We start from the raw sequence: 16,162 nt of genomic DNA, 5'->3' as shown, positions 1-16,162 counted from the left end.
AACTACATAAGAACAAATGGCATTAAAATATCCGTCAGTTGCTTAATTCAAAAAATAAAAATACAAATAATCAAAATTCATTTTGCTCAAAATAACCTAAAAATATCCTGTTGGATGTTATTGAAATATCTTCTAAATTATTCATTAAAAAGGAATAATCTAGAGTAATAAGAATATAAATAGGATTTTCGGATTTGATCATTATGAAGTATCTTTGTCAAAACATACAACTACACAATGAATTATTTTTCTTCTAACTTTAAATTGGGAATTCTTGGCGGCGGACAACTCGGAAAAATGCTGTTGTTTGATACTCGCAAATTCGATATCCAAACCTACGTTCTTGATCCGAGCGATGAAGCACCCAGTAAAATTGCATGCAACCAGTTCTTTAAAGGTGATTTAATGGATTTTAAAACGGTGTATAATTTTGGAAAAAAAGTAGACGTTTTGACTTTTGAAATTGAGTTGGTTAATCTGGAAGCATTGTTAAAACTAGAAAACGAAGGATTAAAAATATATCCTTCGCCGAAAACTTTAAAGTTGATTCAAAATAAAGGCATTCAAAAAGATTTTTATTCAGAGCACGCTATTCCGACAGCCAAATACAAACGATTTGAAAATTTAAAGAGTTTGATTGTAGACATTCTTGATTCAAAAACAAAGCTTCCTTTTGTTTGGAAATGCACTGAATTTGGATACGATGGCAATGGCGTAAAAGTGATAAGAGAACTTTCGGATTTAGATAATCTTGCTAATGTAGAATGTATCGCTGAGGAAATGGTTCCTTTCAAAAATGAACTTGCCGTTATCGTTTGTCGCAATTCATCTGGAGAAATTAAAACCTATCCTGTGGTCGAAATGGAATTTCACGCCGAAGCCAATCAAGTCGAATATGTGATTTGTCCAGCTCGAATTGATGCTAAAGTCGCTGAAAAAGCAAGAGCAATTGCTTTACATGTATCGGAAAAATTCAATCATGTGGGACTTTTAGCCGTTGAAATGTTTCAAACTGAAGATGATGAAATTTTAGTAAATGAAGTCGCTCCTCGCCCGCACAATTCAGGTCATTATTCTATTGAGGCAAGTTACACTTCTCAATTCGAAAATCACGTGCGTGCTATTCTTAATTTACCTCTAGGAAATACAGATAGTAAGGTAGCTGGAATCATGGTCAACCTGGTTGGTGAAGAAGGTTTTTCAGGTCCAGTACTTTATAAAAACATTGAAAAAATAATGGCAATTGATGGCGTTACACCTCACATTTACGGCAAAAGAGAAACAAGACCTTTCCGGAAAATGGGACATGTTACGATTGTAAATGAAGATATGGTTGAAGCAAGAAAAATTGCGGAGGAGGTTAAGAATAGTATTAGAGTGATTTCATAAATTAAAAGATTGAAAAATTGAAAGATTGAAAAATTGGTTTGCAACAAAATTTAAAATTCCACTCTAAAATCTTTAAATTCTTAAATCTTTAAATCTTTAAATAAAACAAAATGAGCAAAGTAGCCATCATAATGGGAAGCATTTCGGATATGCCAGTAATGCAAGAAGCCATCGACATATTAAAAGGATTTGACATCGAAACCGAAGTAGATATTGTTTCAGCACACAGAACACCTGAAAAATTATTTGATTTTAGTAAAAACGCACACAAGCGTGGTATCTCAGTAATAATTGCGGGTGCTGGTGGCGCGGCGCATTTACCAGGAATGGTTGCTTCTATGTCGCCACTTCCTGTTATTGGAGTTCCTGTAAAATCTAGCAATTCTATCGATGGTTGGGATTCGGTTTTGTCAATACTTCAAATGCCTGGTGGTGTTCCTGTAGCAACAGTTGCGCTTAACGGAGCCAAAAATGCTGGAATTCTTGCCGCACAAATCATTGGAAGTCATGACAACTTCGTTTTAGACAAAATCATTTTTTATAAAGAAGGATTAAAACAAGCTGTTGATAAAGCGGCATCTGAATTGAAGAAATAAAATTAAACCATTAAGAGATTAAGAAAACTTAAGATTTTGGCTTGCCATTTTACTTAATGTATCTTAATCTCTTAATGGTTAAAAAACATAAAAACAAATACTTGTAATGAAAATCTTAACCTCAACATTCAATACCAAACACAATACAGCACCATTCGCGGCAATAAAACTAGAAGATTACAAACCTGCTTTTATAGAAAATATTGCTGCTGCAAAAACTGAAATTGATGCAATAATTACTAATTCTGATGTTCCAACATTTGAAAACACGATTGTTGCTTTAGATTTTGCTGGTGAACAATTGGATAGATTATCCTCTATTTTTTTTAATTTGAATTCAGCTGAAACTAACGACGAAATGCAAAAAATCGCTCAAGAGGTTTCTCCGTTGTTGACTGAATTTAGTAATGATATTGCTTTAAACGTAGATTTATTCAAAAGAGTTAAAGCCGTTTATGATCAAAAAGATTCGTTGCCATTAAATACTGAACAAGCCACTTTATTAGATAAAAAATTCAAAAGATTTTCTAGAAATGGAGCATTGTTGAATGAAGAAGCCAAGTTAAAATTACGTGAAATTGACACCGAATTAGCCAAAATAAAATTGACGTATGGCGAAAATGTTTTGGCTGAAACCAATAACTATCAATTACATATCACCAACGAAGCCGATTTAAAAGGCTTACCGGATGGCGCCAAAGAAATGGCCGCAAGTTTGGCAAAATCAAAAGAACTCGAAGGTTGGGTTTTCACTCTTGATTTTCCGAGTTACTTGCCTTTTGTAACGTATATTGACAATCGTGAATTACGCAAAGAAATTGCCATTGCTGCCGGAAAAAAATCATTTCAAGACAACGAATTCGATAATAAAGAAAACGTAAAGCGAATTGTAGAATTGCGTCATAAACGTGCTAATTTATTGGGTTACAAATCGCATTCTGATTTTGTTTTGGAAGAACGAATGGCTCAAAATCCTGAAAAAGTACTTTCGTTTTTAAATGATTTATTAGAAAAAGCGAAACCAGCTGCTCAAAAAGAATTTGTTCAATTAACGGCTTTTGCAAAAGAACTAGACGGAATTGAGCAATTAGAAAAATGGGACGGTGCTTATTATTCAGAAAAATTGAAACAAAAATTATTCAACTTTGATGATGAGATTTTAAAACCTTATTTCAAACTAGGGAATGTGTTGAATGGAGCTTTTACTATTGCCGAAAAACTGTTCGGAATTACTTTCAAAGAAGTTTTTGATATTGACAAATACCACGAAAATGTGCAAACTTTTGAAGTTTTAGATTTCGAAGGACAATTAGTTGCTGTTTTTTACGCTGATTTTTTCCCAAGAAAAGGAAAACGTAACGGCGCTTGGATGACATCATATAAATCACAAGCCATCAAAAACACCTGCCTGCCGGACAGGCAGGGAATCAATGAAAGACCACATGTTTCGATCGTTTGTAATTTCACACCGCCAACGGAGACTAAACCATCTTTATTAACTTTCAATGAAGTAACAACCTTATTCCACGAATTCGGCCATGCGTTACATGGAATGTTAGCCAATACGACTTACCCGAGTTTGTCTGGAACATCGGTTTATTGGGATTTTGTGGAATTGCCAAGCCAAGTAATGGAAAACTGGTGTTACGAGCCAGAAGCCTTGGCATTGTTTGCAAAACATTATGAAACGGATGAAGTTATCCCTCAAGAATACGTAGAAAAAATAAAAGAAAGTGCGAGTTTCTTAGAAGGAATGGCAACTTTAAGACAGATCAGTTTTGGACTTTTAGACATGACTTATCACGGAAAATCGCAAGCGATTGAAGATGTAAAAGCTTTTGAAAAACAAGCTATGGCAGGCACAAGTTTGTATCCTGATGTTGCTGAGAATTGCATGAGTACATCGTTTTCGCACATTTTTCAAGGCGGATATTCGTCCGGCTATTACAGTTACAAATGGGCCGAAGTTCTCGATGCCGATGCTTTTGCTTATTTCCAAGAAAAAGGAATTTTCAATAAAGAAGTGGCCACAAAATTCAAAGACAACGTCCTTTCAAAAGGTGGCACCGAATTACCAATGGAATTGTACAAACGTTTTAGAGGTCAAGAACCAAAGGCGGATGCGTTGTTGAAACGTGCTGGGTTGATATAATATGAAAACAAAAGAAAAATTACAATTAATAGAGGATACTTGGAGACATTACATATGGGAATATAATTTCATTAGAAAAAAATTAAATTTCAACAATGAGTTAGACACCAATTATGTTGGAGTAATTTTTGGATATTTCCATGATACCTTACCTATTTTAGAAAATATAAAACTTGATAAGAAAAACTCACTGGAAAATCGTTTTTTAAATTCTATTGGAATTCTACAATTGATTTACTTGCAACAAGATCTAATTTATGAATTAAACAAATCTTTTGGTTTAACTCACAAAATAAACTTTGGGAAAAATCGTGAATTAAGAAATGAATTAATTGGACATCCAATAAGTAGAAATAAAGATAAATCTCTAAAATCTTTTTGTCTTTTTGGATTTCACCCAAATGAATTAGGTGATATCACCTATTTAAAATATCATAAAGACAATAATTTTAAATTTCAGGAGAGTGGTTATTTTACTGACGAAGTTATAAGCAATCATTTTTTAATGCTAGATGAAAATTTTGATTCAATATTAAAAAAGACAAGGGTAATAATTTCAGAATTTAAAAGAAAATCAATTGATATTTTAGAAAATTTAGAAAAAACAGAATTCAAAAATTTGGTAAACATAATCAAAGAAGATTTTAATTATTTTTTAGAATCTAACAAAGTATTTCATTATGAAATAATTTTGAATTGTTTTGAATTAATAGAAACTCATAAAAGATATAAATACAATATAGATTTATTTTTGAAGAATGTCAAGTCTAGTTTAATTGAAAACATCAATAACATCAATAACAAATATTTGAATAAAAAAGAAGTTATTGATAATGAATACGAAGATTTGTCTAGTAATTATTCCTTTGGAAAACTGTATGATAATCACCCAATATTTGGAATTTCATATTTTAAAAAAACCTTTTCTGAAGACAAGAAAGTTATTGAAGAACTTGAAAATATGGAAAATAATATTGAAAACGATTTTGAGTTCTATTCTTCTTATAATTACCTTCAATATTTATTAAATATAAATCATCCTGATTTTTTCAAAGATTAATCACTTCAAAAACTCTCCAAAATTATCCAAATACAAGACCGCAGATCCACACTTCGGTTATTTTTTAAATAAACTTTCATTTATTATTGAAAGTTCAAAAACATTATTTATCTTTACACTATGACAATGAGCATTTATGCGATTTGCATTTGACCGTTTGAAAAACAATAAAATTGACAAATGAAATTCAAAGAAGCAAAAAATAAATTCGTTCAAACTTGGGGTGCATTAGGCAGTCAATGGGGCATTAACAAAACCATGGCTCAAATTCATGCGCTTTTGATGGTTTCACACGAAGCCGTTTCGATGGAAGATATTATGGAGGAATTGCAAATTTCGCGCGGCAATGCATCTATGAATTTACGTGCCCTGATGGATTGGGGAATTGTTTACAAAGAATACAAAGCGGGCGAACGACGCGAATTTTTTACAGCTGAAAAAGACTTAGACGAATTGGCCGTAAAAATTGCAAGAGAAAGAAGCAAACGCGAAATCAAACCTGCGTTAAAGGTTTTAAAAGAAGTGTCCTCCATAACATCAGACAATACTCCAGAAGAAAAACATTTTGTAGATCAAACAACTAAATTGTATGATTTTGTTCTAAAAGCAGATAATGTTTTGGACAAAATGACGGAATACAAAGACAATTGGCTAGCAAAATTGGTTGTTAAAATAATGAAATAGTTTTATAACCATTTTAAAATATTACTCTAAAAAACTATTCAATGAGACCGATAAAAAACAATAACAAATAACGAATTACATAGTAGTAAAAAAATTTAATTATAACTTTCATTTTTTTCTGAAAGTTTAAAAATAAAACCAATATGAAAACGATAAAAAAGATAAATACTTTCGCAATTGCATTACCTTTCATAATAGCTGTATTTGCAATTTCAAATGAAAACTTATTAATAATTGCACTATTATCAACTATGGTTACTGGTTTTATTCAAGTACTAATTTCATTGTATTTGTTGGTACAAGAACCTAGAAACAAGCACTTACAAATTTATTTGGTTATTGTTATATTATTTTTTGGCTTGTGGTTTATCAACGCTAATTATCATTATTCAGATGAACTGATATTTTTACTTTTTGCATTACCTGTTGTATTAGCTATTTACCTTTCAATTATTATATACAAAAATTTAATATTATGAGCTTCTTAACCGCAGAATGGAATGATTTAGCGATGTTCAATTACGAAATCGATCCGAAAATTTTAGAAAATTTTGTTCCAAAAGGAACTGAACTCGATTTATGGAACTGCAAATGCTACATTAGTTTAATTGGTTTTATGTTTGAAAATGTGAAAGTATTAGGAATTAAAGTTCCGTTTCACGTGAATTTTGAAGAAGTCAATTTACGCTTTTATGTAAAAAGATTCGAAAATGGAATTTGGAAACGCGGTGTTGTTTTCGTTAAAGAAATTGTTCCGAAGCATGCCATTACAATTGTTGCTAACACCTTATACAACGAGCATTACCAAACCTTGAAAATGCATCATGCTAGAAGTGAAAACCAAACTTCAAAATCTTTTCATTACGAGTGGTTTAAAGATTCAAAATGGAATTCGATTTCGATGACAACAGAAAAAAATCCAGTTCCGATTGAACTGAATTCTGAAGCCGAATTCATTACCGAACATTATTTTGGGTACACCAATTACAACAAAGAAAAGTCAATTGAATATGCGGTATCTCACCCAAGATGGGAACAACTGCAAGTAATTGAATCGAAAATTGACGTTGATTTTGAAAGTATTTACGGCAAGGATTTTAAGTTTTTACAAGATTTAAAACCTACCTCTGAATTTCTTGCTATTGGTTCAAAAATAGCGATTGAAGGTAAAAAAACGATACGATGAAAACCTTAATTAACCAAACCTTACTATATGACGAAGATTGTCCGCTTTGTCGCGTTTATACTTCTGGATTTATAAAAGTTGGAATGTTAGACGAAAATGGCAAGAAACCATACTGTCAATTATCCGATGAGGAACAAAACTTTATTGATGTCAATCGCGCCTCAAACGAAATTGCATTAGTTAATAACGAAAACAAAACTGTAATTTATGGAATTGACAGTTTGCTAAAAGTAATCGCATTTTCATTTCCGTGGATAGAGACAATCGGAAATCTAAAACCAATAAAGTTTTTTCTGAAAAAATTATACTCCTTCATTTCTTATAATCGCAAAGTAATCATTCCGAGTAAGATTAAAAAAGAAATCAAGTTGCAATGTATTCCTGATTTTAATTATCAGTATCGAATTTTGTACATTTTCTTTGCAACGACAATAACAACAATTGTTTTGTATAAATTTTCAGATTCTGTAAGTGTTTTGCCAAAATCTACTATTGCAAGAGAACTTATTCTTGCATTAGGTCAAATAGTTTTTCAAGGTTTATTTTTGATAAAATTGGACAAGAAAACAATTTTGAATTACATCGGAAACTTAATGACTGTTTCACTAGTAGGTTCTTTATTATTACTGTCGATATTGATATTAAATTTAGTTGATAATATCCCAGAATTCGTCACCTTAGGCTGGTTTGGAATAACAGTTTTACTAATGTTAGTAGAACATTCAAGAAGAATTAAACTATTAGAACTACCTTTCTACTTATCTATAACTTGGGTGATTTATCGAATAATTGCCTTGATAATCATCTTAAATTTAAACTAATGAAAAAGCTAATAATTGCAGCAGGAACAGGGTTTTTAGGTCAAGTTTTAGTAACACATTTTAAAGATAAATTTGATGAAATTGTAATTCTAACTCGAGGAAAATCTAAAAGTATTGATTCGGTAAAATATGTAAATTGGGATGCTAAAACGCTTTCTGGTTGGGAGAATGAACTAGAAAACGCTTCGGTTTTAATAAATCTTGCGGGAAAATCTGTCGATTGCAGATATACCGCAGCCAACAAAAAAGAGATTTACGATTCTAGAATTGACAGTACCAAAATATTAAATGAAGCGGTTTTAAATTGTAAAAATCCGCCAAAACACTGGCTTAATTCCTCAACATCTACAATTTATAGATTTTCATTGGATAAACAAATGGATGAAGTTACTGGTGAAACTGGCGATGATTTTTCCATGAATATCGCAAAAAGTTGGGAGAAAGTATTTTTTGAAACAGATACACCAAAAACTTTAAAAACTGCTTTGCGAACTTCGATAGTTTTAGGAAAAAATGGAGGTGCTTTTGTTCCTATAAAAACCCTTACTAAATTTGGACTTGGTGGAAAACAAGGAAAAGGAAATCAATTTATAAGTTGGATTCACGAAAAAGATTTTGCACGAGCAATTGAATTTGTAATAGAAAAAGAGCTGACAGAAGTTGTTAATATTGTTTCACCAAATCCAGTCCGAAATTATGATTTTATGAAAACTCTTCGTTGTATAATTGGCGTTCCATTTGGCATACCGACAAATAAACTATTGCTAGAAATTGGATCGTTTTTCATCAGAACGGAAACAGAATTGGTATTGAAAAGCCGCAATGTAATTCCGAAAAAGTTACAAGAAAACGGATTTGCATTTGAGTATGATACTTTAGAAAAAACATTTAAAAATTTAACATCTAAATGACAACCATACAATTATCCACTGCAATAAACGCCCCAATAGAAATCATTTTTGATCTATCAAGAAACATAGATGTTCATCAACAGTCCACTGCAAAATCAAATGAAACCGCAATTGATGGAATAACTTCGGGTTTGATAAATGTAAACGAAACCGTTACTTGGCGTGGCAAACATTTTGGTGTTTACTTAACACACAAAAGTATAATATCAGCAATGGTTATCCCAACGTACTTTGTAGATGAAATGCTCGAAGGAAAGTTTAAATCCTTCAAACACCAGCATATTTTTATTCAAAAAAATGGATTTGTAATCATGGAAGATAAAATTCAATACGAAACACCCTATGGTATTTTTGGAAAACTATTTGACCATTTTCTACTCAAAAAACACTTAACTACTTTCATTCTTGAAAGGAATTTGTTTATTAAAGCATTAGCTGAAAACCATCAAAAATAACCACCAAAAAACAGGAATACTTTCTACCCAAAAAGAAGCATAATATCTGGAACGGTTCTCATTTGCATACACTAAAAATAGGACTGCCGTGATTGCAAATCCCATTTTTAAAGCTAAAAATTCTATCCTAAAATCATTGGATAAAAATTCTAATAGTACAAATAAAACCATCAGAACCACTCCTACTCTCTTTGTCTGTGGAACTCCAATTTGTTGCGGAACAGTTTTTAAATGTGGGTCATCCCATTTTAAATCAACTATTTCAAAAATTAAAATCAAAACAAAAATCAGTATGTAACGTTGTATTGCAACTAAAAAAACAAAACTTGTTATTTCTGCATTACTGTTAACTATGGGTAAAAAAAGCGTCACACCTACCCAACATAAAGCCACTATATAAATTTTTATACCAGCCCAGTTTCTAGCATTTTTTTTATTCGGAAAGAAAGGCAACGTATACAGCAAAACGATGATTAGAAAAACAAGACCAATAATTTGTGTGACTCTTTCTAAATGAAAAAAATAATAGCTCGTGGCGATCAATGATAGAAAACTGAGCAAAGCAATCCATTGGAGCTGAACACTAAATTTGATTTTTTTAGTCCTAACCAAAGCATCGTACTTCACAAAATTATACCCCACTATTGTTCCAAAAAAAACAAAATACCCTAGAGCCGATTGATAAGAAATGTGGAAGAGTTGTTCAGTCATTCGCAGCAAGGCATAACATGACAAACCCACGTGAATACTGCTATTAATGTAAAAATCAAAAATTTGTTTTAAAACCCTCATTAGACAAAATTAATCAAAGTGTTAATAAGAACGCCTTTTAGTTGAAAAATTCACAGAAAATCAAGTTAAAAAAGACAATTTATAGCATATTAATATTTAATTTTACAGCCTTAAAAACAAGAAACACACAACCCATTTTATATACAATGAAAACAGACGCATTTGCATTAAGACACATTGGCCCAAGAGAAGATGATGTAGCACACATGTTAAAGACAATTGGCGCAGCGACGCTGGATCAATTAATTGACGAAACGATTCCAAGTGACATTCGATTAAAATCTGATTTGGATTTGGAACCAGCTATGACTGAATATGAATTTGCAAATCACATTCAAAAACTGGGAAATAAAAATAAAGTTTTCCAATCTTACATTGGTTTAGGATATAATGCAGCGATTATTCCAGCAGTAATTCAAAGAAATATTTTTGAAAACCCAGGATGGTACACCGCCTATACACCGTACCAAGCCGAAATTGCTCAAGGCCGCTTAGAAGCAATATTAAATTTCCAAACAATGGTTATTGAATTGACCGGAATGGAAATTGCAAATGCCTCCTTACTGGATGAAAGTACCGCTGCTGCTGAAGCAATGGCATTACTTTTTGATGTAAGAACTCGCGATCAAAAGAAAAACAACACCAATAAATTCTTCGTTTCAGAAGAAATATTGCCACAAACTTTATCTGTTTTGCAAACACGTTCCACACCAATTGGAGTTGAACTAGTAGTTGGAAATCATGAATCATTTGATTTTTCAGCAGAATATTTTGGAGCAATACTTCAATATCCTGGAAAGTTCGGACAAGTTCATGACTACGCAGAATTTATAGCTAAAGCTGCTGAAAACGAAATCAAAGTAGCAGTTGCTGCTGATATTTTGAGTTTGGTAAAACTAACTCCTCCAGGAGAAATGGGTGCAGCAGTTGTTCTTGGAACTACACAACGTTTTGGTATTCCTCTAGGATATGGTGGTCCGCACGCAGCTTTTTTCGCCACTAAAGAAGAGTATAAAAGAAGTATGCCAGGAAGAATCATTGGTGTAACTGTAGACACTGATGGAAACCGCGCCTTGCGTATGGCGTTGCAAACTCGTGAGCAACACATAAAACGTGATAAAGCAACTTCAAATATCTGTACCGCTCAGGTATTATTGTCAGTTATGGCAGGAATGTATTCTGTATATCATGGTCCTAAAGGCCTACAATATATCGCTAATAAAGTGCATGCCTCTGCAGCTACATTAGCAAATGCGTTGACACAATCGGGTTACGAGCAAACCAATACAGCTTACTTTGACACGATAGTAATAAAAGCAGATTCCAAAAAAGTAAAGGCAATAGCAGAAGAAAATGAAATTAATTTTTACTACATCGATGAAAATACTGTTTCAATTTCCTTAAATGAAACTACAAGTATTACCGACTTAAACAAGATAATAACTGTTTTTGCTGATGCAAAAGGGACTAAGGCAACAACTATTGAAAGTTTATCTACAACGAATCATTTTCCAGAAAATATACTTCGAACCTCAACGTTCTTGCAACACGATGTTTTCAATAAATACCATTCGGAAACCGCATTAATGCGTTACATCAAAATGCTAGAGAGAAAAGATCTAGCATTGAATCACTCTATGATTTCTCTAGGTTCTTGTACTATGAAATTGAATGCTGCTTCAGAGATGTTACCACTAAGCACCGCTCAATGGAACAACATTCACCCATTTGCACCTTTAGATCAAGCTCAAGGGTACCAAGAAATGTTGACTAAATTAGAACAACAATTAAATATAATTACTGGTTTTGCTGGAACTACTTTGCAACCAAATTCAGGTGCGCAAGGAGAATATGCTGGATTAATGGTAATTCGAGCATACCACCTTTCACGTGGAGATCACCACCGAAACATTGCCTTAATTCCATCGTCAGCACACGGAACAAATCCTGCGTCTGCTGCTATGGCTGGAATGAAAGTAGTAGTTACAAAAACATTAGAAAACGGTAATATCGATATTGACGATCTACGTGAAAAAGCACTTTTACACAAAGACAATCTTTCTTGCTTGATGGTTACTTATCCGTCTACTCACGGTGTTTTTGAAAGTGCTATCAAAGAAATCACTCAATTAATTCACGATAACGGTGGACAGGTTTATATGGATGGTGCCAATATGAATGCCCAAGTTGGATTGACAAATCCTGCTACAATTGGCGCTGATGTTTGCCATCTAAACTTGCATAAAACATTTGCTATTCCGCACGGAGGTGGTGGACCAGGTGTAGGCCCTATTTGTGTAGCACCACAGTTGGTTCCATTTTTACCCACAAATCCATTAATCCCAACTGGCGGCGATCAAGCCATTACAGCAATTTCTGCAGCACCTTGGGGTTCCGCACTAGTTTGCTTGATTTCATACGGTTACATCTGTATGCTTGGCGCCGAAGGTTTGAAACAATCAACTGAATATGCCATTCTGAATGCCAACTATATCAAAGAGAAATTAAACGGACACTACGATACGTTGTATTCTGGAGAAATGGGTCGCGCAGCACACGAAATGATTTTAGAGTGTCGTCCGTTTAAAGAAAAAGGAATTGAAGTAACTGATATTGCAAAACGTTTGATGGATTATGGTTTCCACGCTCCTACCGTTTCGTTCCCGGTTGCAGGAACCTTAATGATCGAACCTACTGAAAGTGAAAACTTAGAAGAATTGGATCGTTTTTGTGACGCCATGATTGCAATCCGAAAAGAAATTGAATCCGCTACTATCGAAAATCCAAATAACGTATTAAAAAATGCGCCGCATACTTTAATGATGGTTACCGCTAATGACTGGGTTTTTCCATACACCCGCGAAAAAGCAGCATTCCCACTAGAATATGTCTCTGAAAATAAATTTTGGCCTACCGTTCGTAGAGCAGATGAAGCATATGGTGACAGAAACTTAGTTTGTTCCTGTGCGCCAATTGAGGCCTATATGGAAAGTTAGTTTTGATCCCAATTATAAGACAAAAATGCCTCGAAAAATTTCGAGGCATTTTTTTATATAAAAATTTAGACCTATTATAAAATCTGTAAAGCTCCTCAAAATACTTATTTTAGTTATTGATCGTTAAAGAAAATAAATATCACAGCAATAGTAGAAAAACATAATAAAATTATCAATAATATTGCCAATAAATTAATATTTCATAATTATATGCACGCATAGTAAATTTTGTGAGTGTTATAATTTAATATTGATTAAATTAGCCTCAAATTTGGAAAATTAACGCAATGAAAATAAAAATAGCTGGAATAGGAAGCTATATTCCTAAGAAAAAAGTAAGCAATACTGACTTTGGCGAACATGTTTTTTTAAATGAAGATGGAACAGCTTTTGGCTATCCTAACGAAGTTGTAATTAAAAAATTTAAAAGCATTACTGGAATAGAACACAGACGCTATGCTGAAGATCATTTAACATCATCTGACTTGGCATTTTTTGCAGCTGAGAAAGCAATAGAAAATGCAGCAATCGATCCAGAGACTATTGACTACATCATCTTTGCCCATAATTTTGGCGATGTAAAATACGGTACTACTCAATCGGATATGATTCCGAGTTTAGCTACACGCGTCAAAAATAAACTTCAAATTAAAAATCCAAAATGTGTCGCATACGATATTCTTTTTGGTTGTCCGGGTTGGATTGAAGGTGTACTTCAAGCCAATGCTTTCATCAAATCAGGAATGGCAAAACGTTGCTTGGTAATTGGGTCCGAAACACTTTCAAGAGTAGTCGATGCACATGATAGAGATTCCATGATTTACTCCGATGGCGCAGGTGCTTCCATCATCGAAGCTTCAGAGGATGAAACTGGAATGTTATCCTACGAAAGTGCAACTTACGCTATCGACGAAGCACACTATTTGTTTTTTGGAAAATCCTATAATTCAGATTTAGATCCAGACACTCGTTACATCAAAATGTACGGCCGAAAAATATATGAGTTTGCCTTGAGCCAAGTTCCCGCAGCAATGAAAAGTTGCTTGGATGCCAGCGGAATTGGTATTGACGACGTGAAAAAAATCCTGATCCACCAAGCAAATGAAAAAATGGATGAGGCAATCATACACCGTTTTTACAAATTATACAACAGATCAGTTCCTAAAGACATTATGCCCATGAGCATCCACGAACTAGGAAATAGCAGTGTAGCAACGGTTCCTACCCTTTTTGACTTACTAATTCGGGGCGAAATAGAAAATCAGTCCATCAAAAAAGGAGATATTTTGCTCTTTGCATCCGTTGGCGCTGGAATGAACATCAACGCATTCGTTTACAGATATTAATAGGCTGCAGCAGGGTATTATCAGGAGCTAATCCGGCTATTCACTGCAATTCCTCACTACAAAACTTGTTTTTTTAAGGCGCAAGAAAGCTTCTTTTAGTCGCTTTTTGCGCCTTAAAAAACTATGTTTTTTACTTCCGGGATTTTCGTTGCTATCCGGGCTAAAAAACTATCTTCAAAAACACATTTATTACTATCTTTGTGGGCGCAAATGGAGGAAAACAACATTGTTGTCTCTATAAAAATAACCCCGAAAGTGAGCAAGAGATTGCTCCATTACTAGCAGTAATTATGTACGAAAAAACATTTCCTAATAAAAGATTCAAACATACTTTAGACTTTTTAAAAAAACACATTCCTACATCTGAAATACTATTTGATTTAGGAGTTCCAAATCCATTTTCAAAAATAATGGAAGAGAATGGCTATGTGGTAAAGAATACAAATGGAGAAGATTTAGACAATAATCAAACTGCACTTCAAACAGAAAGCTACACCGTATTTACCGCTTTTGAAATTTTTGAACATTTATTAAATCCTTATACTATTTTAGAAAACATAAAGTGCGACAAATTACTTATTTCTATTCCGCTCCGTTTGTGGTTTTCTCCAGCTTATCGCAGTAAAACAGATATGTGGGATCGGCATTACCACGAATTTGAAGATTGGCAATTGGATTGGTTATTAGAAAAAACCGGATGGAAAATTACCGTTCGGGAAAAATTTACACATCCTGTAAAAAAAATTGGTTTTAGACCCTTACTACGCTATTTCACACCAAGGTATTATATCGTTTACGCAGAAAGAATTTCATAGAACTTCCTTTTAGCTCTGAAATAACAAAGACAGCTTTACCAAAGTTTTAAACTTTCACAATACTCGTTAAGGCTTACAAGCAAAACATACAACTAATGGATTATTACATAGTTATACCCGCTCATAATGAAGAGCAATTTATTGCATTAACTTTGGATTCTTTGATATCTCAGACGCTTTTGCCTAAAAAAGTGGTGATTGTCAATGATAATTCTACAGATAAAACAGCCGAAATAGTTTTGGCTTATGCCAAAAATTATCCTTTTATCACTTTAGTTGAAAAAAAATCAAGCGCCATACATTTGCCAGGAAGCAAAGTCATTCAAGCTTTTAACACAGGACTTGAATCAGTAGATGCAAACTATGATATAATCATGAAGGCAGATGCCGATTTAATTTTCCCCCTAAATTATCTGGAAACTATCAACAAGCATTTTCAATCAGATGTTCGCATTGGTATGGCAGGTGGATTTTGTTATATCGAAAAAAATGGCGAGTGGATTCTTGAAAACTTAACCGACAAAGACCATATTCGTGGCGCCTTAAAAGCATACCGAAAAGAAACATTCCAACAAATAGGTGGCTTAAAAGCTCAAATGGGCTGGGATACCGTTGACGAACTACTCTGTAAATTCTATAATTGGAAAGTGGTAACCGATGCTACTTTGCAAGTAAAGCACTTGAAACCTACAGGAGCAAATTACAACAAAACAGCGCGTTACAAACAAGGCGAAGCGTTTTACACTTTGGGATACGGATTTATAATCACAGCTATTGCTTCGGCAAAATTAGCCTTAATGAAGAAAAAACCTTTGCTTTTTTTAGACTACATCAACGGTTTTTGGAAAGCGAAAGCCGCCAGAACTCCATTGTTGGTAACTGAAGAACAAGCTAAATTTATTCGAAATTACCGTCTGAAGAAAATGAAAGAAAAAATTTTCTAACTAAACTAATAACAC

General features: G+C 33.4%; 15 protein-coding genes. 14 read left to right on the top strand and 1 reads right to left on the bottom strand.

Annotated features, from left to right (window positions below; genetic code table 11):
• The first annotated feature begins 237 nt into the window (after window positions 1–237).
• The 10 genes from ACNQGB_RS11615 to ACNQGB_RS11570 all read left to right on the top strand — a co-directional run bounded on the left by ACNQGB_RS11615 (window position 238) and on the right by ACNQGB_RS11570 (window position 9,254).
• On the top strand, window positions 238–1,389 hold the full coding sequence (locus ACNQGB_RS11615) for a 5-(carboxyamino)imidazole ribonucleotide synthase (RefSeq protein WP_417943982.1): 1,152 nt from the start codon (window positions 238–240) through the stop codon (window positions 1,387–1,389).
• A 110-nt stretch (window positions 1,390–1,499) separates the two neighbouring features.
• On the top strand, window positions 1,500–1,985 hold the full coding sequence (gene purE / locus ACNQGB_RS11610; RefSeq protein ID WP_417943981.1) for a 5-(carboxyamino)imidazole ribonucleotide mutase: 486 nt from the start codon (window positions 1,500–1,502) through the stop codon (window positions 1,983–1,985).
• A gap of 106 nt (window positions 1,986–2,091) precedes the next feature.
• On the top strand, window positions 2,092–4,137 hold the full coding sequence (locus tag ACNQGB_RS11605; RefSeq protein ID WP_417943980.1) for a M3 family metallopeptidase: 2,046 nt from the start codon (window positions 2,092–2,094) through the stop codon (window positions 4,135–4,137).
• Window position 4,138: 1 nt separating this feature from the next.
• Window positions 4,139–5,197, top strand: a complete 1,059-nt coding sequence (locus tag ACNQGB_RS11600) for a hypothetical protein (RefSeq protein ID WP_417943979.1) — start codon at window positions 4,139–4,141, stop codon at window positions 5,195–5,197.
• A gap of 180 nt (window positions 5,198–5,377) precedes the next feature.
• Window positions 5,378–5,881: a GbsR/MarR family transcriptional regulator gene (locus ACNQGB_RS11595; RefSeq protein ID WP_417943978.1), complete on the top strand. Its 504-nt coding sequence runs from the start codon at window positions 5,378–5,380 to the stop codon at window positions 5,879–5,881.
• Window positions 5,882–6,024: 143 nt separating this feature from the next.
• Entirely contained in the window at window positions 6,025–6,360 is a 336-nt protein-coding gene (locus tag ACNQGB_RS11590; RefSeq protein WP_417943977.1) for a hypothetical protein, read from the top strand.
• On the top strand, window positions 6,357–7,067 hold the full coding sequence (locus tag ACNQGB_RS11585) for a YqjF family protein (RefSeq protein WP_417943976.1): 711 nt from the start codon (window positions 6,357–6,359) through the stop codon (window positions 7,065–7,067). The genes ACNQGB_RS11590 and ACNQGB_RS11585 overlap by 4 nt, the downstream gene beginning before the upstream one ends.
• The gene (locus tag ACNQGB_RS11580) at window positions 7,064–7,888 is read left to right on the top strand and encodes a DCC1-like thiol-disulfide oxidoreductase family protein (RefSeq protein ID WP_417943975.1); all 825 of its coding nucleotides are present in this window, start codon (window positions 7,064–7,066) and stop codon (window positions 7,886–7,888) included. Before ACNQGB_RS11585 ends, ACNQGB_RS11580 begins: the two co-directional genes overlap by 4 nt.
• Window positions 7,888–8,799, top strand: coding sequence for a TIGR01777 family oxidoreductase (locus ACNQGB_RS11575; protein ID WP_417943974.1), 912 nt, complete (start codon window positions 7,888–7,890; stop codon window positions 8,797–8,799). Before ACNQGB_RS11580 ends, ACNQGB_RS11575 begins: the two co-directional genes overlap by 1 nt.
• Window positions 8,796–9,254 (top strand): SRPBCC family protein, encoded by a 459-nt coding sequence (locus tag ACNQGB_RS11570; protein ID WP_417943973.1) that lies wholly within the window; start codon window positions 8,796–8,798, stop codon window positions 9,252–9,254. Before ACNQGB_RS11575 ends, ACNQGB_RS11570 begins: the two co-directional genes overlap by 4 nt.
• On the opposite strand, the gene ACNQGB_RS11565 is transcribed toward ACNQGB_RS11570, so the two are convergent.
• Window positions 9,231–10,046 (bottom strand): UbiA prenyltransferase family protein, encoded by an 816-nt coding sequence (locus tag ACNQGB_RS11565; protein ID WP_417943972.1) that lies wholly within the window; start codon window positions 10,044–10,046, stop codon window positions 9,231–9,233. The genes ACNQGB_RS11570 and ACNQGB_RS11565 overlap by 24 nt on opposite strands.
• A gap of 146 nt (window positions 10,047–10,192) precedes the next feature.
• Between ACNQGB_RS11565 and gcvP the strand changes: the two genes are divergently transcribed.
• The 4 genes from gcvP to ACNQGB_RS11545 all read left to right on the top strand — a co-directional run bounded on the left by gcvP (window position 10,193) and on the right by ACNQGB_RS11545 (window position 16,147).
• Window positions 10,193–13,042, top strand: coding sequence for an aminomethyl-transferring glycine dehydrogenase (gene gcvP, locus ACNQGB_RS11560; protein ID WP_417943971.1), 2,850 nt, complete (start codon window positions 10,193–10,195; stop codon window positions 13,040–13,042).
• A 287-nt stretch (window positions 13,043–13,329) separates the two neighbouring features.
• Window positions 13,330–14,388, top strand: coding sequence for a 3-oxoacyl-ACP synthase III family protein (locus ACNQGB_RS11555; RefSeq protein ID WP_417943970.1), 1,059 nt, complete (start codon window positions 13,330–13,332; stop codon window positions 14,386–14,388).
• A gap of 290 nt (window positions 14,389–14,678) precedes the next feature.
• Window positions 14,679–15,203, top strand: coding sequence for a methyltransferase (locus tag ACNQGB_RS11550; protein ID WP_417944015.1), 525 nt, complete (start codon window positions 14,679–14,681; stop codon window positions 15,201–15,203).
• Window positions 15,204–15,298: 95 nt separating this feature from the next.
• Window positions 15,299–16,147 carry a glycosyltransferase family 2 protein gene (locus ACNQGB_RS11545; protein WP_417943969.1) on the top strand — a complete coding sequence of 283 codons (849 nt, stop codon included), beginning with the start codon at window positions 15,299–15,301 and terminating at the stop codon, window positions 16,145–16,147.
• Window positions 16,148–16,162 lie beyond the last annotated feature (15 nt).

The organism is Flavobacterium frigidum, assembly GCF_048286795.2.
This window is presented reverse-complemented; position numbering and strand designations above follow the sequence as displayed.

Bases quoted from the DNA above. Each gene is read 5' to 3' on its own strand.
- ACNQGB_RS11615 (WP_417943982.1), top strand. From the start codon at position 238: ATGAATTATTTTTCTTCTAACTTTAAATTGGGAATTCTTGGCGGCGGA.
- purE (WP_417943981.1), top strand. From the start codon at position 1,500: ATGAGCAAAGTAGCCATCATAATGGGAAGCATTTCGGATATGCCAGTA.
- ACNQGB_RS11605 (WP_417943980.1), top strand. From the start codon at position 2,092: ATGAAAATCTTAACCTCAACATTCAATACCAAACACAATACAGCACCA.
- ACNQGB_RS11600 (WP_417943979.1), top strand. From the start codon at position 4,139: ATGAAAACAAAAGAAAAATTACAATTAATAGAGGATACTTGGAGACAT.
- ACNQGB_RS11595 (WP_417943978.1), top strand. From the start codon at position 5,378: ATGAAATTCAAAGAAGCAAAAAATAAATTCGTTCAAACTTGGGGTGCA.
- ACNQGB_RS11590 (WP_417943977.1), top strand. From the start codon at position 6,025: ATGAAAACGATAAAAAAGATAAATACTTTCGCAATTGCATTACCTTTC.
- ACNQGB_RS11585 (WP_417943976.1), top strand. From the start codon at position 6,357: ATGAGCTTCTTAACCGCAGAATGGAATGATTTAGCGATGTTCAATTAC.
- ACNQGB_RS11580 (WP_417943975.1), top strand. From the start codon at position 7,064: ATGAAAACCTTAATTAACCAAACCTTACTATATGACGAAGATTGTCCG.
- ACNQGB_RS11575 (WP_417943974.1), top strand. From the start codon at position 7,888: ATGAAAAAGCTAATAATTGCAGCAGGAACAGGGTTTTTAGGTCAAGTT.
- ACNQGB_RS11570 (WP_417943973.1), top strand. From the start codon at position 8,796: ATGACAACCATACAATTATCCACTGCAATAAACGCCCCAATAGAAATC.
- ACNQGB_RS11565 (WP_417943972.1), bottom strand. From the start codon at position 10,046: ATGAGGGTTTTAAAACAAATTTTTGATTTTTACATTAATAGCAGTATT.
- gcvP (WP_417943971.1), top strand. From the start codon at position 10,193: ATGAAAACAGACGCATTTGCATTAAGACACATTGGCCCAAGAGAAGAT.
- ACNQGB_RS11555 (WP_417943970.1), top strand. From the start codon at position 13,330: ATGAAAATAAAAATAGCTGGAATAGGAAGCTATATTCCTAAGAAAAAA.
- ACNQGB_RS11550 (WP_417944015.1), top strand. From the start codon at position 14,679: ATGTACGAAAAAACATTTCCTAATAAAAGATTCAAACATACTTTAGAC.
- ACNQGB_RS11545 (WP_417943969.1), top strand. From the start codon at position 15,299: ATGGATTATTACATAGTTATACCCGCTCATAATGAAGAGCAATTTATT.